Origin of the sequence: Pseudomonas sp. FSL R10-2189 (genome assembly GCF_009600325.1) — a bacterium.
Taxonomy (GTDB): Bacteria; Pseudomonadota; Gammaproteobacteria; order Pseudomonadales; family Pseudomonadaceae; genus Aquipseudomonas; species Aquipseudomonas helleri.
In genome coordinates, this window is record NZ_WIVZ01000009.1 from 1 (window position 1) to 17,517 (window position 17,517).

Annotated in this window: 17 protein-coding genes and 2 pseudogenes; 11 read left to right on the forward strand and 8 right to left on the reverse strand. The window is 57.2% G+C overall.

What is annotated here, in order from left to right; all coding sequences use genetic code 11:
- Window positions 1–106 precede the first annotated feature (106 nt).
- Window positions 107–463 carry a 6-carboxytetrahydropterin synthase QueD gene (queD, locus tag GHO32_RS09250; RefSeq protein ID WP_048386287.1) on the reverse strand — a complete coding sequence of 119 codons (357 nt, stop codon included), beginning with the start codon at window positions 461–463 and terminating at the stop codon, window positions 107–109.
- 186 nt (window positions 464–649) lie between these two features.
- On the opposite strand from queD, the gene GHO32_RS09255 reads away from it, so the two are divergent.
- From GHO32_RS09255 to GHO32_RS09265, 3 genes and pseudogenes are all read left to right on the forward strand, one after another.
- Window positions 650–967, forward strand: a complete 318-nt coding sequence (locus GHO32_RS09255; RefSeq protein ID WP_371924470.1) for a PepSY domain-containing protein — start codon at window positions 650–652, stop codon at window positions 965–967.
- Window positions 967–1,633, forward strand: a pseudogene (locus tag GHO32_RS09260) (response regulator transcription factor); the annotation flags it as partial. The gene GHO32_RS09255 and the pseudogene GHO32_RS09260, both read left to right, overlap by 1 nt.
- On the forward strand, window positions 1,632–2,951 hold the full coding sequence (locus GHO32_RS09265; protein WP_368668432.1) for a sensor histidine kinase: 1,320 nt from the start codon (window positions 1,632–1,634) through the stop codon (window positions 2,949–2,951). The pseudogene GHO32_RS09260 and the gene GHO32_RS09265, both read left to right, overlap by 2 nt.
- Window positions 2,952–2,996: 45 nt before the next feature.
- On the opposite strand, the gene GHO32_RS27170 is transcribed toward GHO32_RS09265, so the two are convergent.
- A complete protein-coding gene (locus tag GHO32_RS27170) occupies window positions 2,997–3,752 on the reverse strand; it encodes a methyl-accepting chemotaxis protein (RefSeq protein ID WP_371924473.1) in 756 nt (251 codons plus the stop codon).
- A 102-nt stretch (window positions 3,753–3,854) separates the two neighbouring features.
- Window positions 3,855–5,144 (reverse strand): annotated as a pseudogene (locus GHO32_RS27175) (HAMP domain-containing protein); the annotation flags it as partial.
- A 305-nt stretch (window positions 5,145–5,449) separates the two neighbouring features.
- Here GHO32_RS27175 and GHO32_RS09275 point away from each other — a divergent pair.
- Window positions 5,450–6,769: a Na+/H+ antiporter family protein gene (locus tag GHO32_RS09275; protein ID WP_048371609.1), complete on the forward strand. Its 1,320-nt coding sequence runs from the start codon at window positions 5,450–5,452 to the stop codon at window positions 6,767–6,769.
- 15 nt (window positions 6,770–6,784) lie between these two features.
- Here GHO32_RS09275 and GHO32_RS09280 read toward each other — a convergent pair whose 3' ends face one another.
- The 5 genes from GHO32_RS09280 to GHO32_RS09300 form a co-directional block, all read right to left on the reverse strand.
- Window positions 6,785–7,645 carry a pirin family protein gene (locus GHO32_RS09280; protein ID WP_153335107.1) on the reverse strand — a complete coding sequence of 287 codons (861 nt, stop codon included), beginning with the start codon at window positions 7,643–7,645 and terminating at the stop codon, window positions 6,785–6,787.
- Between the two features lie 59 nt (window positions 7,646–7,704).
- Window positions 7,705–8,121, reverse strand: a complete 417-nt coding sequence (locus tag GHO32_RS09285) for an OsmC family protein (protein ID WP_153335106.1) — start codon at window positions 8,119–8,121, stop codon at window positions 7,705–7,707.
- A 126-nt stretch (window positions 8,122–8,247) separates the two neighbouring features.
- Window positions 8,248–9,468 carry a beta-ketoacyl-ACP synthase I gene (fabB, locus tag GHO32_RS09290; protein ID WP_048371603.1) on the reverse strand — a complete coding sequence of 407 codons (1,221 nt, stop codon included), beginning with the start codon at window positions 9,466–9,468 and terminating at the stop codon, window positions 8,248–8,250.
- A gap of 11 nt (window positions 9,469–9,479) precedes the next feature.
- Window positions 9,480–9,995, reverse strand: a complete 516-nt coding sequence (gene fabA / locus GHO32_RS09295; protein ID WP_032859207.1) for a 3-hydroxyacyl-[acyl-carrier-protein] dehydratase FabA — start codon at window positions 9,993–9,995, stop codon at window positions 9,480–9,482.
- A gap of 248 nt (window positions 9,996–10,243) precedes the next feature.
- Window positions 10,244–12,142 carry an ATP-binding protein gene (locus GHO32_RS09300; RefSeq protein ID WP_153335105.1) on the reverse strand — a complete coding sequence of 633 codons (1,899 nt, stop codon included), beginning with the start codon at window positions 12,140–12,142 and terminating at the stop codon, window positions 10,244–10,246.
- 236 nt (window positions 12,143–12,378) lie between these two features.
- Between GHO32_RS09300 and GHO32_RS09305 the strand changes: the two genes are divergently transcribed.
- The 7 genes from GHO32_RS09305 to GHO32_RS09335 all read left to right on the forward strand — a co-directional run bounded on the left by GHO32_RS09305 (window position 12,379) and on the right by GHO32_RS09335 (window position 17,477).
- Entirely contained in the window at window positions 12,379–13,404 is a 1,026-nt protein-coding gene (locus GHO32_RS09305; RefSeq protein WP_048371600.1) for an NAD(P)H-dependent glycerol-3-phosphate dehydrogenase, read from the forward strand.
- Window positions 13,405–13,422: 18 nt separating this feature from the next.
- Window positions 13,423–13,755, forward strand: coding sequence for a DUF4389 domain-containing protein (locus tag GHO32_RS09310; RefSeq protein ID WP_153335104.1), 333 nt, complete (start codon window positions 13,423–13,425; stop codon window positions 13,753–13,755).
- Window positions 13,752–14,204, forward strand: coding sequence for a phosphohistidine phosphatase SixA (gene sixA, locus GHO32_RS09315; RefSeq protein WP_153335103.1), 453 nt, complete (start codon window positions 13,752–13,754; stop codon window positions 14,202–14,204). Before GHO32_RS09310 ends, sixA begins: the two co-directional genes overlap by 4 nt.
- A gap of 121 nt (window positions 14,205–14,325) precedes the next feature.
- A complete protein-coding gene (locus GHO32_RS09320) occupies window positions 14,326–14,769 on the forward strand; it encodes a hotdog fold thioesterase (RefSeq protein WP_153335102.1) in 444 nt (147 codons plus the stop codon).
- Between the two features lie 109 nt (window positions 14,770–14,878).
- Window positions 14,879–15,679: an alpha/beta fold hydrolase gene (locus GHO32_RS09325; protein ID WP_153335101.1), complete on the forward strand. Its 801-nt coding sequence runs from the start codon at window positions 14,879–14,881 to the stop codon at window positions 15,677–15,679.
- 12 nt (window positions 15,680–15,691) lie between these two features.
- Window positions 15,692–16,546 (forward strand): alpha/beta fold hydrolase, encoded by an 855-nt coding sequence (locus GHO32_RS09330; RefSeq protein ID WP_153335100.1) that lies wholly within the window; start codon window positions 15,692–15,694, stop codon window positions 16,544–16,546.
- Window positions 16,547–16,658: 112 nt separating this feature from the next.
- Window positions 16,659–17,477, forward strand: coding sequence for a DUF4892 domain-containing protein (locus tag GHO32_RS09335; protein WP_153335099.1), 819 nt, complete (start codon window positions 16,659–16,661; stop codon window positions 17,475–17,477).
- Window positions 17,478–17,517 lie beyond the last annotated feature (40 nt).

A 17,517-nucleotide genomic window follows, 5' to 3' on the forward strand; every position in this document is an offset into this window, starting at 1 on the left:
TGCTCGTTTCCAAGCATCGGATTTTGCGGCCTGCGGGCTAAAGGTCAATGAGTCAGTCTTAACTGACTGGCATTACCGCTCAGGTGGTTTTTTTATGTCCCGGCGTTCAGTCGCCGTAATAAATGCAGCCGCTGGTGCACGTTTCGTGAATTCGAATGGCTGACAGTTCAGGAAGCAGGGGCTTGAGCTGTTGCCAAATCCACTTGGCCAATACTTCGCTGGTTGGATTTTCCAAGCCAGGAATATCGTTCAAGTAGTTATGGTCGAGTTGCTCATACAGCGGCTTGAAAATCGCTTTAATTTCCGAGAAGTCGCGGATCCAGCCGGTTGCAGGATCAATGTCGCCACTCAAATGGATCGCAACCTTGAATGAGTGTCCATGCAAACGACCGCATTTATGGCCTTCAGGGACGTAAGGCAACCGATGCGCGGATTCGAAGGTAAACTCTTTAAAAATTTCCACAGTGTTTATAGCTCTAAAGGGTGGCTATCGCTTGGGCGATGAATGCAGGACGGCAGTTTAACAGTTAACGCATGGCTAACGACAATCACGCTCCGGGCCAGCGGGCAGACAGACCTGCATATTCAGTTTCAATTAAGCCAACAACGCTATAGTCCGCATTTTTAACGTGGCATGCACCGGAGGTAAGTGATCACCGTGAATCAGTACGTTCGTGGCTGTGTTGCACTGCTGCTTATTACGTTTTCCTGTTTGGTCTTCTCCCGGGATCTGGATCAGGACGAAGCGCTGCGTTTGCGAGAAAAAGGCGTCATCTTGCCTTTGGAGCAACTGCTTCAAAAGGCATTCGAATATCACCCCAAGGCCAAGCTGCTCGAAGCGGAGCTGGAAGAGGATGATGACAAGTATGTTTACGAAGTTGAGTTGCTGACTCAGGACGGTGTCGTCCGTGAGCTCAAGCTGAATGCCGCAGATGGCCAGCTACTCAAAGATGAGGTGGATGATTAATGCGGTTGTTGCTGGTAGAAGACCATGTCCCCTTGGCTGACGAATTGATAAGTGGGCTAACGCGCTTGGGGTATGCGGTGGATTGGCTGGCCGACGGCCGTGATGCCCTTTATCAGGGGCAAAGTGAGCCGTACGATTTGATTATTCTCGATCTGGGGTTGCCCGGTGTTCCCGGTATCGACGTCCTTAAACAATGGCGCACACAGGGCCTTACCACGCCGGTGCTGATCCTGACCGCCCGCAGTTCATGGTCTGAGCGGATTGAAGGGCTTAAGGCCGGGGCCGATGATTACGTGACCAAACCCTTCCATCCCGAAGAGCTGCAACTGCGTGTACAAGCGCTGCTGCGCCGCTCTCATGGTCAGTCGAACCAGCCGCTGCTCAAATCCGCAGGGTTGCACCTGGACGAGTCTCGCCAATCTGTTACCCACGGCGAGAGTGAAGTACAACTGACCGCTGCCGAATTTCGCCTGTTGCGCTACTTCATGCTCCACCCCCAACAGATCCTCTCCAAAAGCCATTTGGCTGAGCATCTTTATGACGGTGAAACAGAACGCGACTCCAATGTGCTTGAGGTTCATGTGAACCATTTGCGGCGCAAGCTAGGCCGCTCCGTCATAGAAACCCGTCGCGGGCAGGGCTATATATTCGGGTCTGGTGATCGGTGAAATCCATTCAGCGGCGCTTGAGCATTGGCCTGATCAGTGTCTTATTGCTATCGGGCCTGGTGGTGAGCCAGGTCAGTCTCTGGCTATTTGAAAATGGCCTTCAGCGATATTTAGAGTCTGGCCTGCAGATTGACAGCGAAAACCTGTTAGTCGCGCTAAGCCGTGGTCCTCAAAGCTTGCAACTGGACGAACGACGCCTGTCGCCTGCTTATCAGCGTCCGTTTTCAGGGCATTATTTCAGCATCGAATTTGGCGATACACATTGGCGCTCGCGCTCACTGTGGGACGCACAATTACCCCGACCCAAACAGCCCGGGCTGGACAGCACGCTTCAACCCGGCCCGGAGGGGCAGATGTTGCTGCTCCTGCGCAGCGATTACCTGCGCTTTGGCCAGCCTGTTTCCATCACAGTGGCTCAGGACTACACACCAATACGAGAAAGCTTCAAGCAAGTGCAGAGAATTGGTCTGGGCATTGGCATCGTTGCGCTCATGATCATCCTGCTGATGCAGCGCCTCACAGTTCGTCGGGCACTCCGGCCACTGGAGACCGCGCGCAAACAAATCGTGCAATTGCAATCAGGTCAACGCTCACAGCTGGACACTCAGGTTCCCCTTGAACTTGAGCCTTTGGTCACACAGATAAACCACCTGTTGAGCCACACTGAAAACACCTTAAAGCGCTCGCGAAATGCCCTGGGCAACTTGGGGCATGCCTTAAAAACACCTCTGGCGGTCTTATACAGCTTGGTCAATGACCCGCAATTTGAGCACTACCCTCAGTTGCAACAAAGCTTGCGCGAGCAACTTGAGCATATTCAACAGCGGATGAGTCGCGAGCTCAATCGCGCCCGGCTGGCCGGTGATGCCCTGCCGGGTGCTCAGTTTGACGGAGATGCAGAGCTGCCTGCCTTAATGTCCACGCTGGGCATGATTCATGGCGATCACCTGCACCTGGCGTTAAATGCCTCACCCGGGCTGCAGATGCCTTGGGACCGTGAAGACATGCTCGAATTGCTCGGCAACCTATTGGATAACGCCTGTAAATGGGCTGACTCCCAGGTTCAGCTGAGTGTTCAGCAAAACCCGAATGGATTTGTCATAGAGGTCCAGGACGATGGTCCCGGTATTCCTGAGTCCGAGCGTGATCAGGTCTTCAGCCGTGGCGCTCGTTTGGACGAACACGTCAGCGGACATGGCCTGGGCTTGGGCATCGTGCGCGATATTGTGGAGGCATGGGGAGGGGAGATGAGGCTTGAAACCGGCCCGCTGGGCGGCTTGTCAGTGATTATCAAACTGCACAAGCGTAAACGTTAAGAGGCGCCAGTGGCTCAAGCCAACCGGCCCCCCCTGGATGTCACATCACACGCGGAACTGATCCATCAAGTTTTGTTGCTGATTCGCCAGCGAGTTCAGCGACTGGCTTACCCGTGCCGACTCATTAGCCTGCCCGGACAACGACTCGGTGACATCGCGAATCGTGGCCACGTTGTGGTTAATCTCTTCGGCCACGGCACTTTGTTCTTCAGCGGCACTGGCAATCTGCAAGTTCATGTCAGTAATGACTGTCACCGCCTCGCCGATTTGCTGCAGCGCAGTGACCGCTTGTCCTACTTGCTCAACACTGCCCTGAGCTTGGCGATGACTGTTGCCCATGGACGACACGACATCTTGGGTGCCCACTTGAAGTTGCTCGATCACTTGGCGGGTTTCTTCGACCGACTCCTGAGTCCGTCGCGCCAGGTTACGCACTTCGTCCGCCACCACGGCAAATCCACGCCCGGCTTCACCGGCACGCGCTGCTTCAATCGCCGCATTCAGGGCGAGCAAGTTGGTTTGCTCGGCAATAGCGCGGATCACTTCCAGTACAGAACCAATTTTCTCGCTGTTGGCCGCCAACCCTTCCACTTGCACCATCGCCTCGCTCATGTCAGCAGCCAAGTGGTCGATGCTGTTGGTTGTGCGATCGATAATGGTCAAGCCCTCTCGTGTAGCCTGATCGGCATCACGTGCGGCTTGAGCAGCCTGTGCAGCACTGCGGGCGACGTCCTGGGCCGTGGCGCTCATCTCATGAGACGCTGTGGCAACCTGATCCACCTGGCGGTATTGCTGCTCCATGCCTGCGCTGGTCTGAGTCGCGATCGCCGCCGACTGGTCAGCGGTGCTGCGAGCGTCCTGCACGGAGCGTTTAACCTCAGCAATGATCGGTTGCAGTTTGTCGAGGAAGCGGTTGAACCAGCCCGCCAATTGCCCAAGCTCATCTTTTTTGTCGTACTCCAGACGGCGCGTCAGGTCACCTTCGCCGCTGGCAATGTCCTCCAGCATGCGCGCAACGCCGAGTATCGGGCGAGTCACGCTGCGCGCCATCAGCCATACCAACAGCAAACCGATGATCGCCGCCAGAGAACCCAGCCCCAACTCAATCAGGGTGCCAGTGGTATTACGCGCCTCCAGGTCGGCCTGAAGCACTTGTGCCGGTCCAACCAGTACCTTTTCAGGTACATCGAGCAAGACGCCCCAGGGTTTGCTGCCAGGAATCGGCAAAAACGGCGTCAGCACTTTCAAGCGTTGATGACTGCGGATGCTCTCGGTCTGACCCGCGCTGTTCATCAATTCTGTCAGCTTGCCACCGTCGTCGGGATCGACCTGATTCAGGCGCAGGCTGAGCTTGCTGGCATCCGCGCTGAAACCCGACAGCAAGCCTGCCGAGGTGATGATGCCGACGTTGGTTTGCCCGTCGTACAGCTTTTTGCTGGCCTGCACACTCATGGCCTGCAGGCTGTTGAGGTTGATATCAACGGAAAGCGAAGCGATCACCTTGCCATCGATCATCAGCGGGAAAACGATGCTGGTCATCAGCACCCGTTGCCCGTCAATGTCATAAAAGTAAGGTTCGATAATGCACGGTTTTAGCGTCGCACGCGGGCAGGTAAACCATGAGTTATTGGCCTGACCGCTCGGTCCGATACTGGTGTCGGACATATCGGTTTCAGGCAGCGCCATTGAAGTCAGCTTGCCGGGTGTCGGCTGTGACCAATAAAGGGCAAAGCGACCCTTGTCGTTGCTGCCCAGTACGGGTTGATGCTCAAACAACTTGTCTTTGCCATCCAGTGCGTTGGCTTCAAACACCAGCGACAGGCCGAGCAAGTCAGGGTTGGCCTGCAACGCCGCTTTTACTTGGTGAGTCAGGTCCTCACGCAGGTCGAAGGCATCCAGAAAGCGCTTTTCAGATTGCTCACGCAAAAACAGGACTTGGCGGGCAAAGCCGTTTCCATATTGGTAGGCGTCCATGAATTGGCGGCTAATGGCTTGGGCCTGCGCCTCACCCTGAGCTTCAATACGCGCCTGGGCAGACTCATTGAGCATTTTTGCGCTTGAGGCTTCTACCAGGTTGGAGGTGTACTCCATGCGGTAGAGAGAAAGCCCTACCAGCAGGGCAACAATACCCACAAGGCAAAGCCCGGCGAGCAGGGTGATTTTCCACTGTATGGAAAGCTGTCTGAGCGACATGGAGACATCCTAAAAAGAGGCTTTTACCCTTAGCGGCCATTTGACACATTTCTTTACGACAAAAAGCGAAATTTCATGTTAAAAAATTGCGCTAAAGCCCTGTAAATACTAGGGATAAATTGCTTTTTCAGTGGTCTGGCGATCGCTTCTGGCCTGCTCTTTGACAAGGCGGCGATGCTCCTGCAAAGTGTGCGCCCTCAAATAAGCCCTCCCTTCCAAATCCGGCGACTGGAACAGCAGTCTATTGCCCGGAGTTTTCCGCTTTACGGTGTTTTTATCGTGGTGCGTACTATGAGGTTGTAACTATGAATGCAGTAATTGCCGCGGTCGGCATCATGTTGGTGCTCAGTCTGTCCCGTGTGCATGTGGTCATCGCACTGATTGTGGGTGCGGTGGTTGGCGGGTTGGTGGGCGGCCTGAGCATCGAGGCCACGCTCGAGGCGTTCAACAGCGGCTTGGGCGGCGGAGCCACTGTGGCGTTGTCCTACGCCTTGCTGGGCGCTTTCGCAGTGGCCATTGCCAAGTCCGGGCTGGCTCATGCCCTGGCCGACAGAGCTTTGGCGATGGTCAATAAGCAGCAGGCAGTCGGTGGCAATCGGGTCAAATGGCTGTTGATCGGCCTATTGCTGGTGGTTGCGATTTGCTCGCAAAACATCTTGCCGATTCATATCGCCTTTATTCCGCTGCTGGTTCCGCCTCTTTTGTATGTGCTGACCAAACTGAAGATTGACCGCCGTCTGGTCGCCTGTGTCATGACCTTTGGCTTGATCACGCCTTACATGTTCCTGCCGGTTGGTTTTGGCAATATTTTCCTCAACCAGATTCTGCTCGCCAACGTCAGCAAAAGTGGCGTTGATATCAGCCAGGTCAATGTCACCCACGCCATGGCTATCCCTGCGCTGGGCATGCTGGTTGGCCTGCTGGTGGCGGTGTTCATCAGCTACCGCAAAAAGCGTGAATATGACCTGGCCAAGATCGAGCAGGTTGAACAGACCGCGATCAACTACAACCCGTTGACCCTGCTGGTGGCCGGAGTCGCGATTGCGTCCGCGTTCATCATTCAGCTGTGGCTGGGTTCCATGATTATCGGCGCCCTGGTCGGGTTTCTGATTTTCTCGGTGTCCGGGATTGTGCGTTGGCGCGAGACCGACGACCTGTTCACCGAAGGCATGAAAATGATGGCCATGATCGGTTTCATCATGATCGCCGCCTCAGGCTTTGCAGAAGTCATGAAAGCCACGGGCGAAGTGAAGTCATTGGTTGAAGCCTCGGCGGGCTGGATCAATCACAGCCAGGGCGTAGGCGCGTTGCTCATGCTGCTGGTCGGGTTGCTGGTGACCATGGGGATTGGTTCTTCATTTTCGACGGTGCCGATTCTGGCGGCGATCTTCGTACCGCTTTGTGTGCAGTTGGGTTTCAGCCCGATGGCGATTGTGTGCATCGTCGGTACGGCAGGCGCGTTGGGGGATGCCGGCTCGCCAGCGTCGGACTCGACCTTGGGCCCGACCTCCGGTTTGAACATCGACGGTCAGCATCACCACATCTGGGACACCGTGGTGCCGACCTTTCTTCACTACAATCTGCCGCTGCTGGCATTCGGCTGGGCCGCCGCGATGATCCTCTAAGGCGGTCTCAGGTCTTCAGGGCAATTCAATCCGGCCGTTCTCGAAGGGGACGGTCGGCCAATCGCCTGCTGCCCAGCGGGCTCTTGCCCGCTCAATCAACTCACGGTCGCTGGCAACGAAATTCCAGTTCATGCGCCGCGGCCCATCGAGCGGCGCGCCGCCAATCAGCACCGCGTGGCAATCGCTGTCTGCGCTCAGGGTCAGTGCTTCACCGGCCGGCAGCAGTACCAGGCTGTGAGACTCCAGTGTTTGGCCTTCCAGCTGCATATCGCCTTGCAACACATACAACGCCCGCTCCTGATGTTCATCAGGGATCAACAGGGTGGTGGCTGTTTGCATATGGATTTCGGCATACACCGTCGGCGAAAGCACCGGTACCGGCGACGCCAGGCAAAAACCTGTCCCGGCAATCATTCGCACGCGAACCCCCAGGCTATCGCTCACGGGCAAGCTGTCGGCCGGGTGATGGCTATACGAGCCTGCGCCTTGCTCGTGTTCTTTAGGCGACGCCAGCCACACCTGCAGGCCGTGCAAGGTCGAGCCCTGCTCGCGTAGCGGGGCAGGGGTACGCTCAATATGGGCAATCGCGGCGCCTGCGGTCATCCAGCTGACTTCACCGGGCCCGACCAACTGGTCTGAGCCCAAACTGTCTTTGTGCTGCAATTGGCCTTCAAACAGGTAAGTCAGGGTCGAAAGGCCAATGTGCGGATGCTGTTGGATATTCATGCCGTGCCCAGGCGGGTAATCGGTGACCAGCATGTGATCGAAAAAAACAAACGGCCCGACACTGCGGCTTCTGGCTGAAGGCAGCGGGCGCAAGATAGGCTGGCCCTCAACGTCTTCGGCGCGCGGTTGAATCACGGTGAATGTCGGCATGGGCCTGTCCAGGCAATAAAGGGAGCGTTGAGCATAACCCAACGCTCGCGAGGCCCGCATTACTGGCTGAAAGCGCCTTCTGACAAGTGCGTTTCGATGGTGACGTCAGCGGTGGTCATCAGCTTGTGCACCGGGCACTTGTCGGCGACTTTATGCAGTTCTTCGCGCTGCTTGTCTGTCAGTACGCCCTTGAGGGTCAGTTTGACGTGCAGCGCGTATTTGCCTTGTTGCTCTTCGCTGGCATCGTGCTTGACCTCAACGGTGACCCCGGTCAGCGGAATGTCTTTCTTTTGCGCATAGAGCTTGAGCGTCAATGCTTTGCAGGCGCCCAGCGCGGCGTCGAAATAATCGTGGGGAGACGGGGCTGAACCCTCGCCACCGATCGCTTTGGGAACATCAGTAAACACTTCGTAATCGTCGATTTTAATGCTGTGACGAAAACCTTCGTGGGACACGGTGTTGACGGTAACGGTCATGGCAAACCTCAGAGTGGAGTGATAAAGGTCCTGATCTTTATAGAGCACTGCACCGGGTTGTACGTTCCATCGGGCAAAAAAAATGCCCCGACCTGGTCGGGGCATTTTCAGTGAGCGGGGGAGGGCTTACTTGCCTTCCCAGCGCTTCAGAACCAGGGTGGCGTTAGTGCCGCCGAAGCCGAAGCTGTTGCTCATCACGGTGTTGATCGTTGCATCTTCACGGGTTTTGGTCAGCACTGGCATGTCGGCAACTGCCGGGTCCAGCTCATCAATGTTGGCGGAGCCCGCAATGAAGTTGCCTTCCATCATCAGCATGCAGTAAATCGCTTCGTGAACGCCTGCGGCGCCCAGGGAGTGACCGGACAGGCTCTTGGTCGAGCTGATCGGCGGTGCCTTGTCTGCGAAAACTTCGCGAATGCCTTTCATCTCTGCCACGTCGCCAACCGGAGTCGATGTGCCGTGGGTGTTGATGTAGTCGATGGGTGCATCAACCGTTGACATTGCCATCTGCATGCAGCGGATAGCGCCTTCGCCGCTCGGAGCAACCATGTCATAGCCGTCAGACGTTGCGCCGTAGCCAACGATTTCAGCGTAGATCTTGGCGCCACGGGCCAGAGCGTGTTCCAGCTCTTCGACCACAACCATACCGCCACCGCCAGCGATGACGAAACCGTCACGGTCGGCGTCATAGGCACGGGAAGCTTGTTCTGGGGTGTCATTGCGCTTGCTGGACAGCGCGCCCATTGCGTCAAACAGGAACGACTGGCTCCAGTGCTCCTCTTCACCGCCACCGGCGAAAACGATGTCCTGCTTGCCCATCTGGATCTGTTCCATGGCGTGACCGATGCAGTGAGCACTGGTGGCGCAGGCAGAAGCGATGGAGTAGTTCAGGCCCTTGATCTTGAACGGTGTCGCCAGGCAAGCGGACACGGTGCTGCTCATGGTCCGCGTTACACGGTATGGGCCGACACGTTTAACGCCTTTTTCGCGCAGGATGTCCAGCGCTTCCATCTGGTTCAGGGTCGATGCACCACCGGAACCGGCGATCAGGCCAGTACGCGGGTTGGAGACTTGCTCCTCGGTCAGGCCCGAATCAGTGATGGCGTCTTTCATGGCCAGGTAGGCGTAAGCCGCTGCATGGCCAACAAAGCGATAAATCTTGCGATCGATCAGCTCTTCGAGGTTCAGGTCGATGGAGCCGGAAACCTGGCTACGCAGACCCATTTCGGCGTATTCCGGGTTAAAGCGGATGCCAGGGCGACTAGCACGCAGGTTAGCGGAGACGGTCTCTTTGTCATTGCCCAGGCACGAAACAATGCCCAGACCAGTGATAACGACGCGGCGCATGCGGATAACCCTTAAAAGTTGTCAGTTGAAGTGAACACGCCGACCCGAAGGCCTTCAGCGGTATAAATCTCGCGACCGTCGACAGTTACCGAACCATCGGCAATGGCCAGGTTCAGCTTGCCCTTGAGGACGCGTTTAATGTGAATGTTGTAGGTGACTTTCTTGGCGGTCGGCAAAACCTGGCCAAAGAACTTCACTTCGCCCGAACCCAAGGCACGACCGCGGCCCGGCAAACCCTGCCAGCCCAGGTAAAAGCCAACCAACTGCCACATGGCGTCGAGGCCCAGGCAGCCCGGCATCACCGGATCGCCTTCAAAGTGGCAGGCAAAAAACCACAGGTCTGGAGTGATATCCAGCTCGGCGACCAATTCACCTTTGCCGTACTTGCCGCCTTCTTCACTGATATGGGTAATGCGATCCACCATCAGCATGTTAGGGGCGGGCAGTTGCGCGTTACCTGGGCCGAACAGTTCGCCGCGGCTACAGCGCAGCAGATCTTCCCGAGTAAAGGCGTTTTGTTTGGTCATGCGAGCTCCTCAATAATCCCATGCGGCAGGGTGGGGCAAATCTTCCCGACCAACCGAAACATGTTGTCTCAGTTCGCCAGCCTACACATAGACTATTGCGTTGTAGTGAAAGTCACAGCGCAAAGGACAGGAATGTACACTTGTGCACTGAAAATTTAAATCGGGCCGGTTCAGGGGCCCATTCGGGTGCCTAAGACTGCCGCACTTTTGCATTTTACGCCAGTCGCAGGTGGCTCTTTAGCCACAAGTTACTGGACCCAGCACTGCAGAATTTGTTCCAGATCGGTTCGTTTGAACGGCTTTGCAAGGTAATCGTTCATACCGGCTTGCAGGCAGTTTTCCCTGTCTCCCTGTAAGGCGTTGGCGGTCAACGCGATAATGGGCACCGTCCTGCAGCCTGCCAATTGGCGAATTTGCCGGGTGGCCTCATAGCCATCAATGATGGGTAGACGGCAGTCCATCAAGATCGCCACATAGTCCTCGGTATTGGCCTGGTGAATGGCTTGCGCGCCATCACTGACCACGCACACTTCGTAGCCAAGGCTTCGCAGGGTGGCTTCGATGACCGTCTGATTGACCGGATTATCCTCCACCAACAGCACTTTGCCGCCGTGGCCCATGGGCGGTTGTGCAGCCAGCGCCGGCGGTTGGCTCAGGGTCACGGGCTGGTGCAGCTCCAGCGGAATCTCCAGGGTGAACACCGACCCCTGACCCTCCTCACTTTTGGCGCGCAACGTACCGCCCATGCGCTCGGCCAGCGTGCGGGCGATCGGCAAGCCCAGGCCGGTGCCGCCATAACGCCGGGATATCGAACTGTCCGCTTGCTGGAAAGCGTCAAACATCGACTCAAGTTTTTCGTTGCTGATCCCGATTCCGCTGTCGCGCACCGTGCAGACGAACCAAATCAGTTGGTGATCCAGCGGCTGCCATTTAGCTTCAATGCTGACGCTGCCGCGCTCGGTAAATTTCAAGGCATTGCCAATCAGGTTCACCAGAATTTGCCGTATCCGGGTCGGGTCGCCCAGGACGTGCAAGGCCGACAAGCCTTCAGGCAATGCCAGTTGCAGCAGCAAACCCCGCTGGCCTGCACTGAACTGGAACGTTTGTGCGCAGTTATCGATCAAATCCAGCAAGTTGAACGCAATGTGTTCAAGTTCCAGTGTCGAGCGTTCAATCCTCGAGAAGTCGAGAATGTCATTGATCACCTTCAACAAGTGCTCAGTAGACGCCGAGGCAAGGTCTGCGTATTCCTTTTGCTCTTCAGTCATCTCGGTGGTTTCGAGCAGTTGCAGCATCCCCAGCACGCCATTCATGGGGGTGCGCAACTCATGGCTCATCATCGCCAAAAATTCAGTTTTAGCGCGGTTGGCGCTCTCGGCCTCTTCGCGTGCCTGAATCAATTGCGACATAGCTGTCTGCTGCTCACGGCTGGCCTGTTCAAGGCCCGAAGCCAGATTATTGATGTGCTGGGCCAGGCTGCCCAGTTCGCCATCGTCAACCACCGGCAGGGGAGCCTTGTAATCACCGTGCTGAATGGCCTTGACGGTTTTGCTCATGTCGCTGATGGGTTTGGACAGGTTCGCCGCCAGGCGCCGTGCCAAGAGAAAGGTAAAGCCCAGGGCAAAGAGCGCAAGAATCACCGCTTTGAGCAGGATCTCTTGCTGGCGTTTGCTGAATGCATCATTGGACATGCCCACCAGCACGCGGCCCAGATAGTCCTCTTCCGGCGCAGAGGCTTGCAGGTTGTTGCGTAAAAACACATCGCCGGAGTGGCCTCTCTGCCAGCGCACCGGTGCCTGAAAAACCTCAAATTTGGCCCCTTGCGATGGGGAGAACGCCGCTTTCTCAGCGCGAGCCAGCGTCTTGCCGGCACTGTCCTGGATTTGCACAAACTCAACGTGGGGGGTGTTCAGTGAGGCGGTAATCAGGCTTTGCAGGATCACCGCATTACCGGTAATGACCCCGTATTCACTGGCCGGGGCCAATTGATTGGCAATCAACTGGCCGGTGTAGTTCAGCTCCTGGCGCAAGTCCTGGATCCGTACACAGGTGAAAAAACTGATCAGCAGCAGGGTGATCAATAAAGCTGGGCCCAGACTCATCATCTGCGTGCGGGTGTGAATATCCCAGCGACTACGTGTCGTCATGAATGATGAATCCCTTCAGTGGTGCATCTCAGCTACCTTCAGAACGGCATGGTAACTGAGCTGTCACACTTTGACAGTCAGGGCCGCCTATTTATCGGGCTTTAAGTGTTCAGCGCGGCGGGCAAGTTGTGCTTTAAAGCAACGGTGCCAGAGCGATGCGCTATGGGGCTGGTCGCAGGGCTGGCGGCCCGTATAATGCGAGCATTGCCACTGCTAGATGGAAGACGGGATTGCATATGACTGAACAGCACGCTATTGCGGTCTTGGGAGGCGGTAGTTTTGGCACCGCCGTGGCCAACTTGCTGGCAGAAAACGGTCATCGTGTGCACCAGTGGATGCGCGACCCCGAGCAAGCCGAGGCGATGCGCCTCAATCGAGAAAACCCGCGCTACCTCAAAGGCATCAAAATTCACCCGGGTGTCGAGCCGGTCACCGACCTGCAAGCCACGCTGCAGAGCTGCCAATTGTGCTTTGTGGCGCTGCCATCCAGCGCGTTGCGCAGCGTGCTTGCGCCCCATGCCGAGCGTTTGAGCGGCAAAATGCTGGTCAGCCTGACCAAGGGCATCGAAGCCCATAGCTTTAAACTGATGAGCGAAATCCTCGAAGAGATCGCCCCTCAAGCCCGCATCGGCGTGTTGTCTGGTCCTAACCTAGCCCGCGAAGTGGCTGAACATGCATTGACCGCCACCGTGGTGGCCAGCGCTGATGAAGCACTCTGTACCCAGGTCCAGAGCGCCTTGCACGGGCGTACGTTCCGCGTATATGCCAGCGCCGACCGCTTCGGTGTGGAGCTGGGCGGGGCGTTGAAAAACGTCTACGCCATCATCGCCGGCATGGCGGTGGCGCTGGGCATGGGCGAAAACACCAAAAGCATGTTGATTACCCGCGCGTTGGCAGAAATGACTCGTTTTGCTGTCAGCCAAGGCGCTAACCCGATGACTTTTCTCGGCTTGGCGGGTGTAGGCGATTTGATCGTGACCTGTTCATCGCCCAAAAGCCGCAACTATCAGGTCGGGTATGCGTTGGGGCAAGGTTTGAGCCTGGAAGATGCGGTTGCCCGTTTGGGCGAAGTGGCCGAGGGTGTGAATACCCTCAAGGTGCTCAAGGCCAAAGCACAAGAACTGAACGTTTACATGCCGTTGGTGGCCGGGCTGCATGCCATCCTGTTTGAAGGCCGTACGCTCAACCAGGTGATCGAGCTGTTGATGCGCGCAGAACCCAAGACCGATGTCGACTTTATCTCCACCAGTGGTTTCAACTGATCAGCACAGGAGCAGCACATGAGTGACAGCAAGAACGCCCCCAAGTACGAATCCATCGTGATACGCGTGCTGTGGATGCTGGTTTTTCTATTGGTCTGGCAAGTCGCGCAACTGGTGCTCGGCGGCCTGGTGCTGGTGCAATTGATTTATCGCCTGGTGTACGGCGCACCCAATGGCTGCCTGATGAACTTTGGTGACAGCCTGAGCCTGTATCTCGCCCAGATCGGGCGCTTTGGCAGCTTTCACACCGAGCAAAAGCCTTGGCCTTTTGCCGACTGGCCAGCACCGCGTGCGCCAGAAGGCGAAGCCCCTTACGTTTCCCCTTCGAACGGCACCGAGAGCAAGCCATGAAGCTGTGGATTTTGCGCCACGGAGAAGCCGAACATCATGCCCGACGTGATGCCGAGCGCGAACTCACCGCCCATGGTCGTGATCAAGTGCTTTACAGCGCCGCACACTTGATCGGCAAACCCCTGGAGCGCATTTTGGTCAGCCCGTACGTACGGGCTCAGCAAACCGCTGAGTTGGTGCGCGAGGCCCTGGGATTCACCGCTGAGCTCATGACCGTGCCGTGGCTGACCCCAGAAAGCGAGCCCAAGTTCGCCGCCAGCAAGCTGCCAGACACTGGCAATGTATTGTTGGTCAGCCATCAGCCTTTCGTGGGTGAGCTGATCAGCCTGTTGCAGCACGGTCATGTGCGCCAGCCGCAGCCAATGCACACTGCCAGCCTGGCGGAGCTTGAAGGGGAGTGGCCGCTGGCCGGCAGCATGACCTTGCTGAGTGTGCATAACCCCCGGTAGGAAAACACCCGTTGTAGCAACAGTTGCAGAATCAGGTCCGTGTGAAAGATAGTTGGGCTCAGGTTGTCGAAAAATCCTACGACAAAATGACAGCCATCACTCACAGAGCAAGGAATGACCCATGAGTTTGTGGACCACCCAGCCGGACCTCGCGTACCTCAACGAGATGCGTAAAAACACCATCTGCGACGTGCTCGACATTACCTTTGATGCCTACGATGACCAGTCGATCACCGCGAGCATGGTGGTGGATCACCGCACTCATCAGCCGTTCGGTTTGTTGCATGGCGGGGCTTCGGTGGTACTGGCCGAAACCCTCGGTTCCATGGCCAGCTACCTGTGCATAGACACCAAAAAGTTCTATTGCGTGGGCCTTGAAGTCAACGCCAACCACCTGCGCGGCGTGCGTAGCGGGCGGGTGACTGCGGTGGCAAAACCGGTGCATATGGGCCGCACTACCCATGTCTGGGACATTCGTCTGAGCGACGACAACGGCAAACTCAACTGCATTTCGCGACTGACCATCGCCGTCGTCCCGCTGGGCGAAACACCTCCAGCGCGCTGATTCGGCACAATAATGGCCGTTGTGTCGCCTTTCATGGCGCATACAGTCGTTGTTGTGAGGAATATTCCTACAGACAATAAGGCGTACTTCCTACGTATGGACGCCTTGTATGTCTCGGCAGATTTTCTTCGCCCATGCCAATGGATTCCCCTCAGGCACCTACGGCAAATTGTTCGACGCCCTGGCGCCGGACTTCAGCGTTGCCCGTTTGCCGCAGCACGGGCACGACCCGCGGTTCCCGGTGGACAACAACTGGCGCAATCTGGTCGATGAGCTGATTTATCACCTGCAACAACAAGACGAACCTGTGCTAGGCGTCGGGCATTCGCTGGGCGGCATGTTGCACCTGCACGCCGCGTTACGCTGCCCGCACTTGTACAAAGGCGTGGTCATGCTGGATTCGCCGGTGCTGACAATGGCCGACCAATGGATGATTCGTGCCGCCAAGCGTTTTGGTTTTATCGACCGCCTCACCCCGGCAGGTCGCACCTTGGGGCGTCGTGAAGAGTTTGCTGACCGCGCAGCTGCACGGGAATACTTCGCGGGCAAGGCGTTGTTTCGCAGCTTCGACCCCGATTGTTTTGATGCCTACCTCGAGCATGGCCTGCAATCCGTTGATGACCGCTTGCGCCTGAGCTTTGATCCGGCCACTGAAATCAATATCTACCGCGGTGTTCCCCACACCAGTCCCGGACGTATCCTGCAATTGCAGGTGCCTTTAACCGTGGTGCGTGGGCAAGACAGCCGCGTGGTCATGCGCCATCATGCCCGCGCCGTGGCGCGTTTGCCTCTCGGTGAGTCGCTGAGCGTGCCGGGTGGGCACATGTTCCCGCTGGAGCAGCCGCAAGAAACCGCCCATCTGCTCAAACACATTTTTGCCCGCTGGGAACTGCGTCAACCCGGCCTCTAAAGAGCACCCTGCATGAGCCCTGTGGTTGAAGAAATCCGTCTGAGCCTGCCACATATCGAGCTGGCAGCGCATATATTTGGCCCGCAAGACGGGCTGCCGGTCATCGCCCTGCATGGCTGGCTGGATAACGCCAATAGCTTTGCCCGGCTGGCTCCCAAACTTTCGGGGTTGCGCATTGTGGCTGTGGACTTCGCCGGTCACGGCCACTCGGATCACCGCCCGCGTGGGGCGGGTTATGCGTTGGCCGATTACGCGTTTGACGTGCTGTGTGTCGCCGAGCAATTGGGCTGGAAGCAGTTTGCCCTGTTGGGGCATTCGCTGGGCGCGATTGTCTCGGTGATCATTGCTGGCTCTTTCCCCGAGCGGGTCACCCGCTTGGCCCTGATCGACGGCATCGTACTGCGCAGCGGCCCCGACATTGACGCGGCCGAGAACATGAGCAAGGCCCTTGAGGCGCAACTGGCCCATGGGCACAAGCGCAAATCGGTACACCCCACCCTTGATCGAGCCATTGAAGCGCGCATGAAGGGCATGGTGGCTGTCAGTCGCGAGGCGGCCGAGTTGCTCGCCCAACGTGGCTTGATGCCCGTGCCTGGAGGTTACAGCTGGCGCAGTGACAGCCGCTTGACGTTGCCGTCGCCGCTTCGACTGACCGATGCACAGGCCATGTCGTTCGTGCGCCGGGTCACTTGCCCGACGATGTTGGTGGTTGCCGAAGAGGGCATGCTGGTCAACCACCCTGAGCTGTTGGATCGTCTACCCTTTACCTTGGAGCGGTTAGCCGGCGGTCATCATTTGCACCTGAATGACGAAGCCGGGGCAACCCTTGTTGCAGACTGTTTCAATCGGTTCTTCGTCACTCCTTGACTTGCGCAGGCCAACTGTCGAGGCTTGGCGGCTTGAAAGGGGAGACAACCATCATGGATCACTACACCGCTGCGCCCTGCAAAGGCCATCCGCTCTCAACCGTGAGACGCCGATGAACATACCCACTCGTTTTATCTGGGCGCTGGGCCTGAGTTGCCTGAGTACCTGGGCATGGGCTGCGGATGTGCCAGGCAGCCACGACCTGCAAGGTCTGCCGCGGTTGGCCGACGCGCAAATTGTCGATTACAGCGTAAAGCCCGACATCGAACGCATTTACCCCATGGGCTCGATCCGCAAAATCAGTGGCCGCCTGCGCTTTGAAGGGCAGGTCAACAGCCGTGGTCAAACCACCGCCGTGACGTACGAACTGCCCGCCGAGCATACGGGCTCTGAAGCCTTTACGGCGGCCCGTGAAGCCTTGCAAAAAGAAGGCGCAGAGCTGCTGTTCTGGTGTCAGGGCCGCGACTGCGGTGAAAGCAGCCTGTGGGCCAATGAAGTGTTCGGCAACTCCAAACTCGTGGGGGCGGATGATCAACAGTCCTACCTGTTGATGCGCCGGGCCGCGCCAGAGCAGAATCAACTGGTTGCCTTGTATGGCATCAATCGGGGCGGGCGCAAAGCGTATCTGCATGTCGAGCAACTCCAGGCGAGCGCCGATCTGGGAGAACTGCTGCCCACTTCAGCGACCTTGCAACGCCAGTTGAAAAGCACAGGCGAACTGGACTTCCCGAAACTGACCGGTGAGCCGGGCGCACAATGGGTCACCCTGATCGCCCGGGCATTGAACCTTGATGTCACCTCCCGGGTCAGTTTGACCGGCACCCACGCAGCGGCCTGGCGTGATGCCTTGATCAAAGGCGGTGTACGCGCCGCTCGCATGGACCTGGGGACCAAACCGGCCAAGGGCCTGCATCTCGAGTTATTGCGCTAAACCCTGCAAAACGGCGGCTACACTCTGGTAGTCGTCGCTT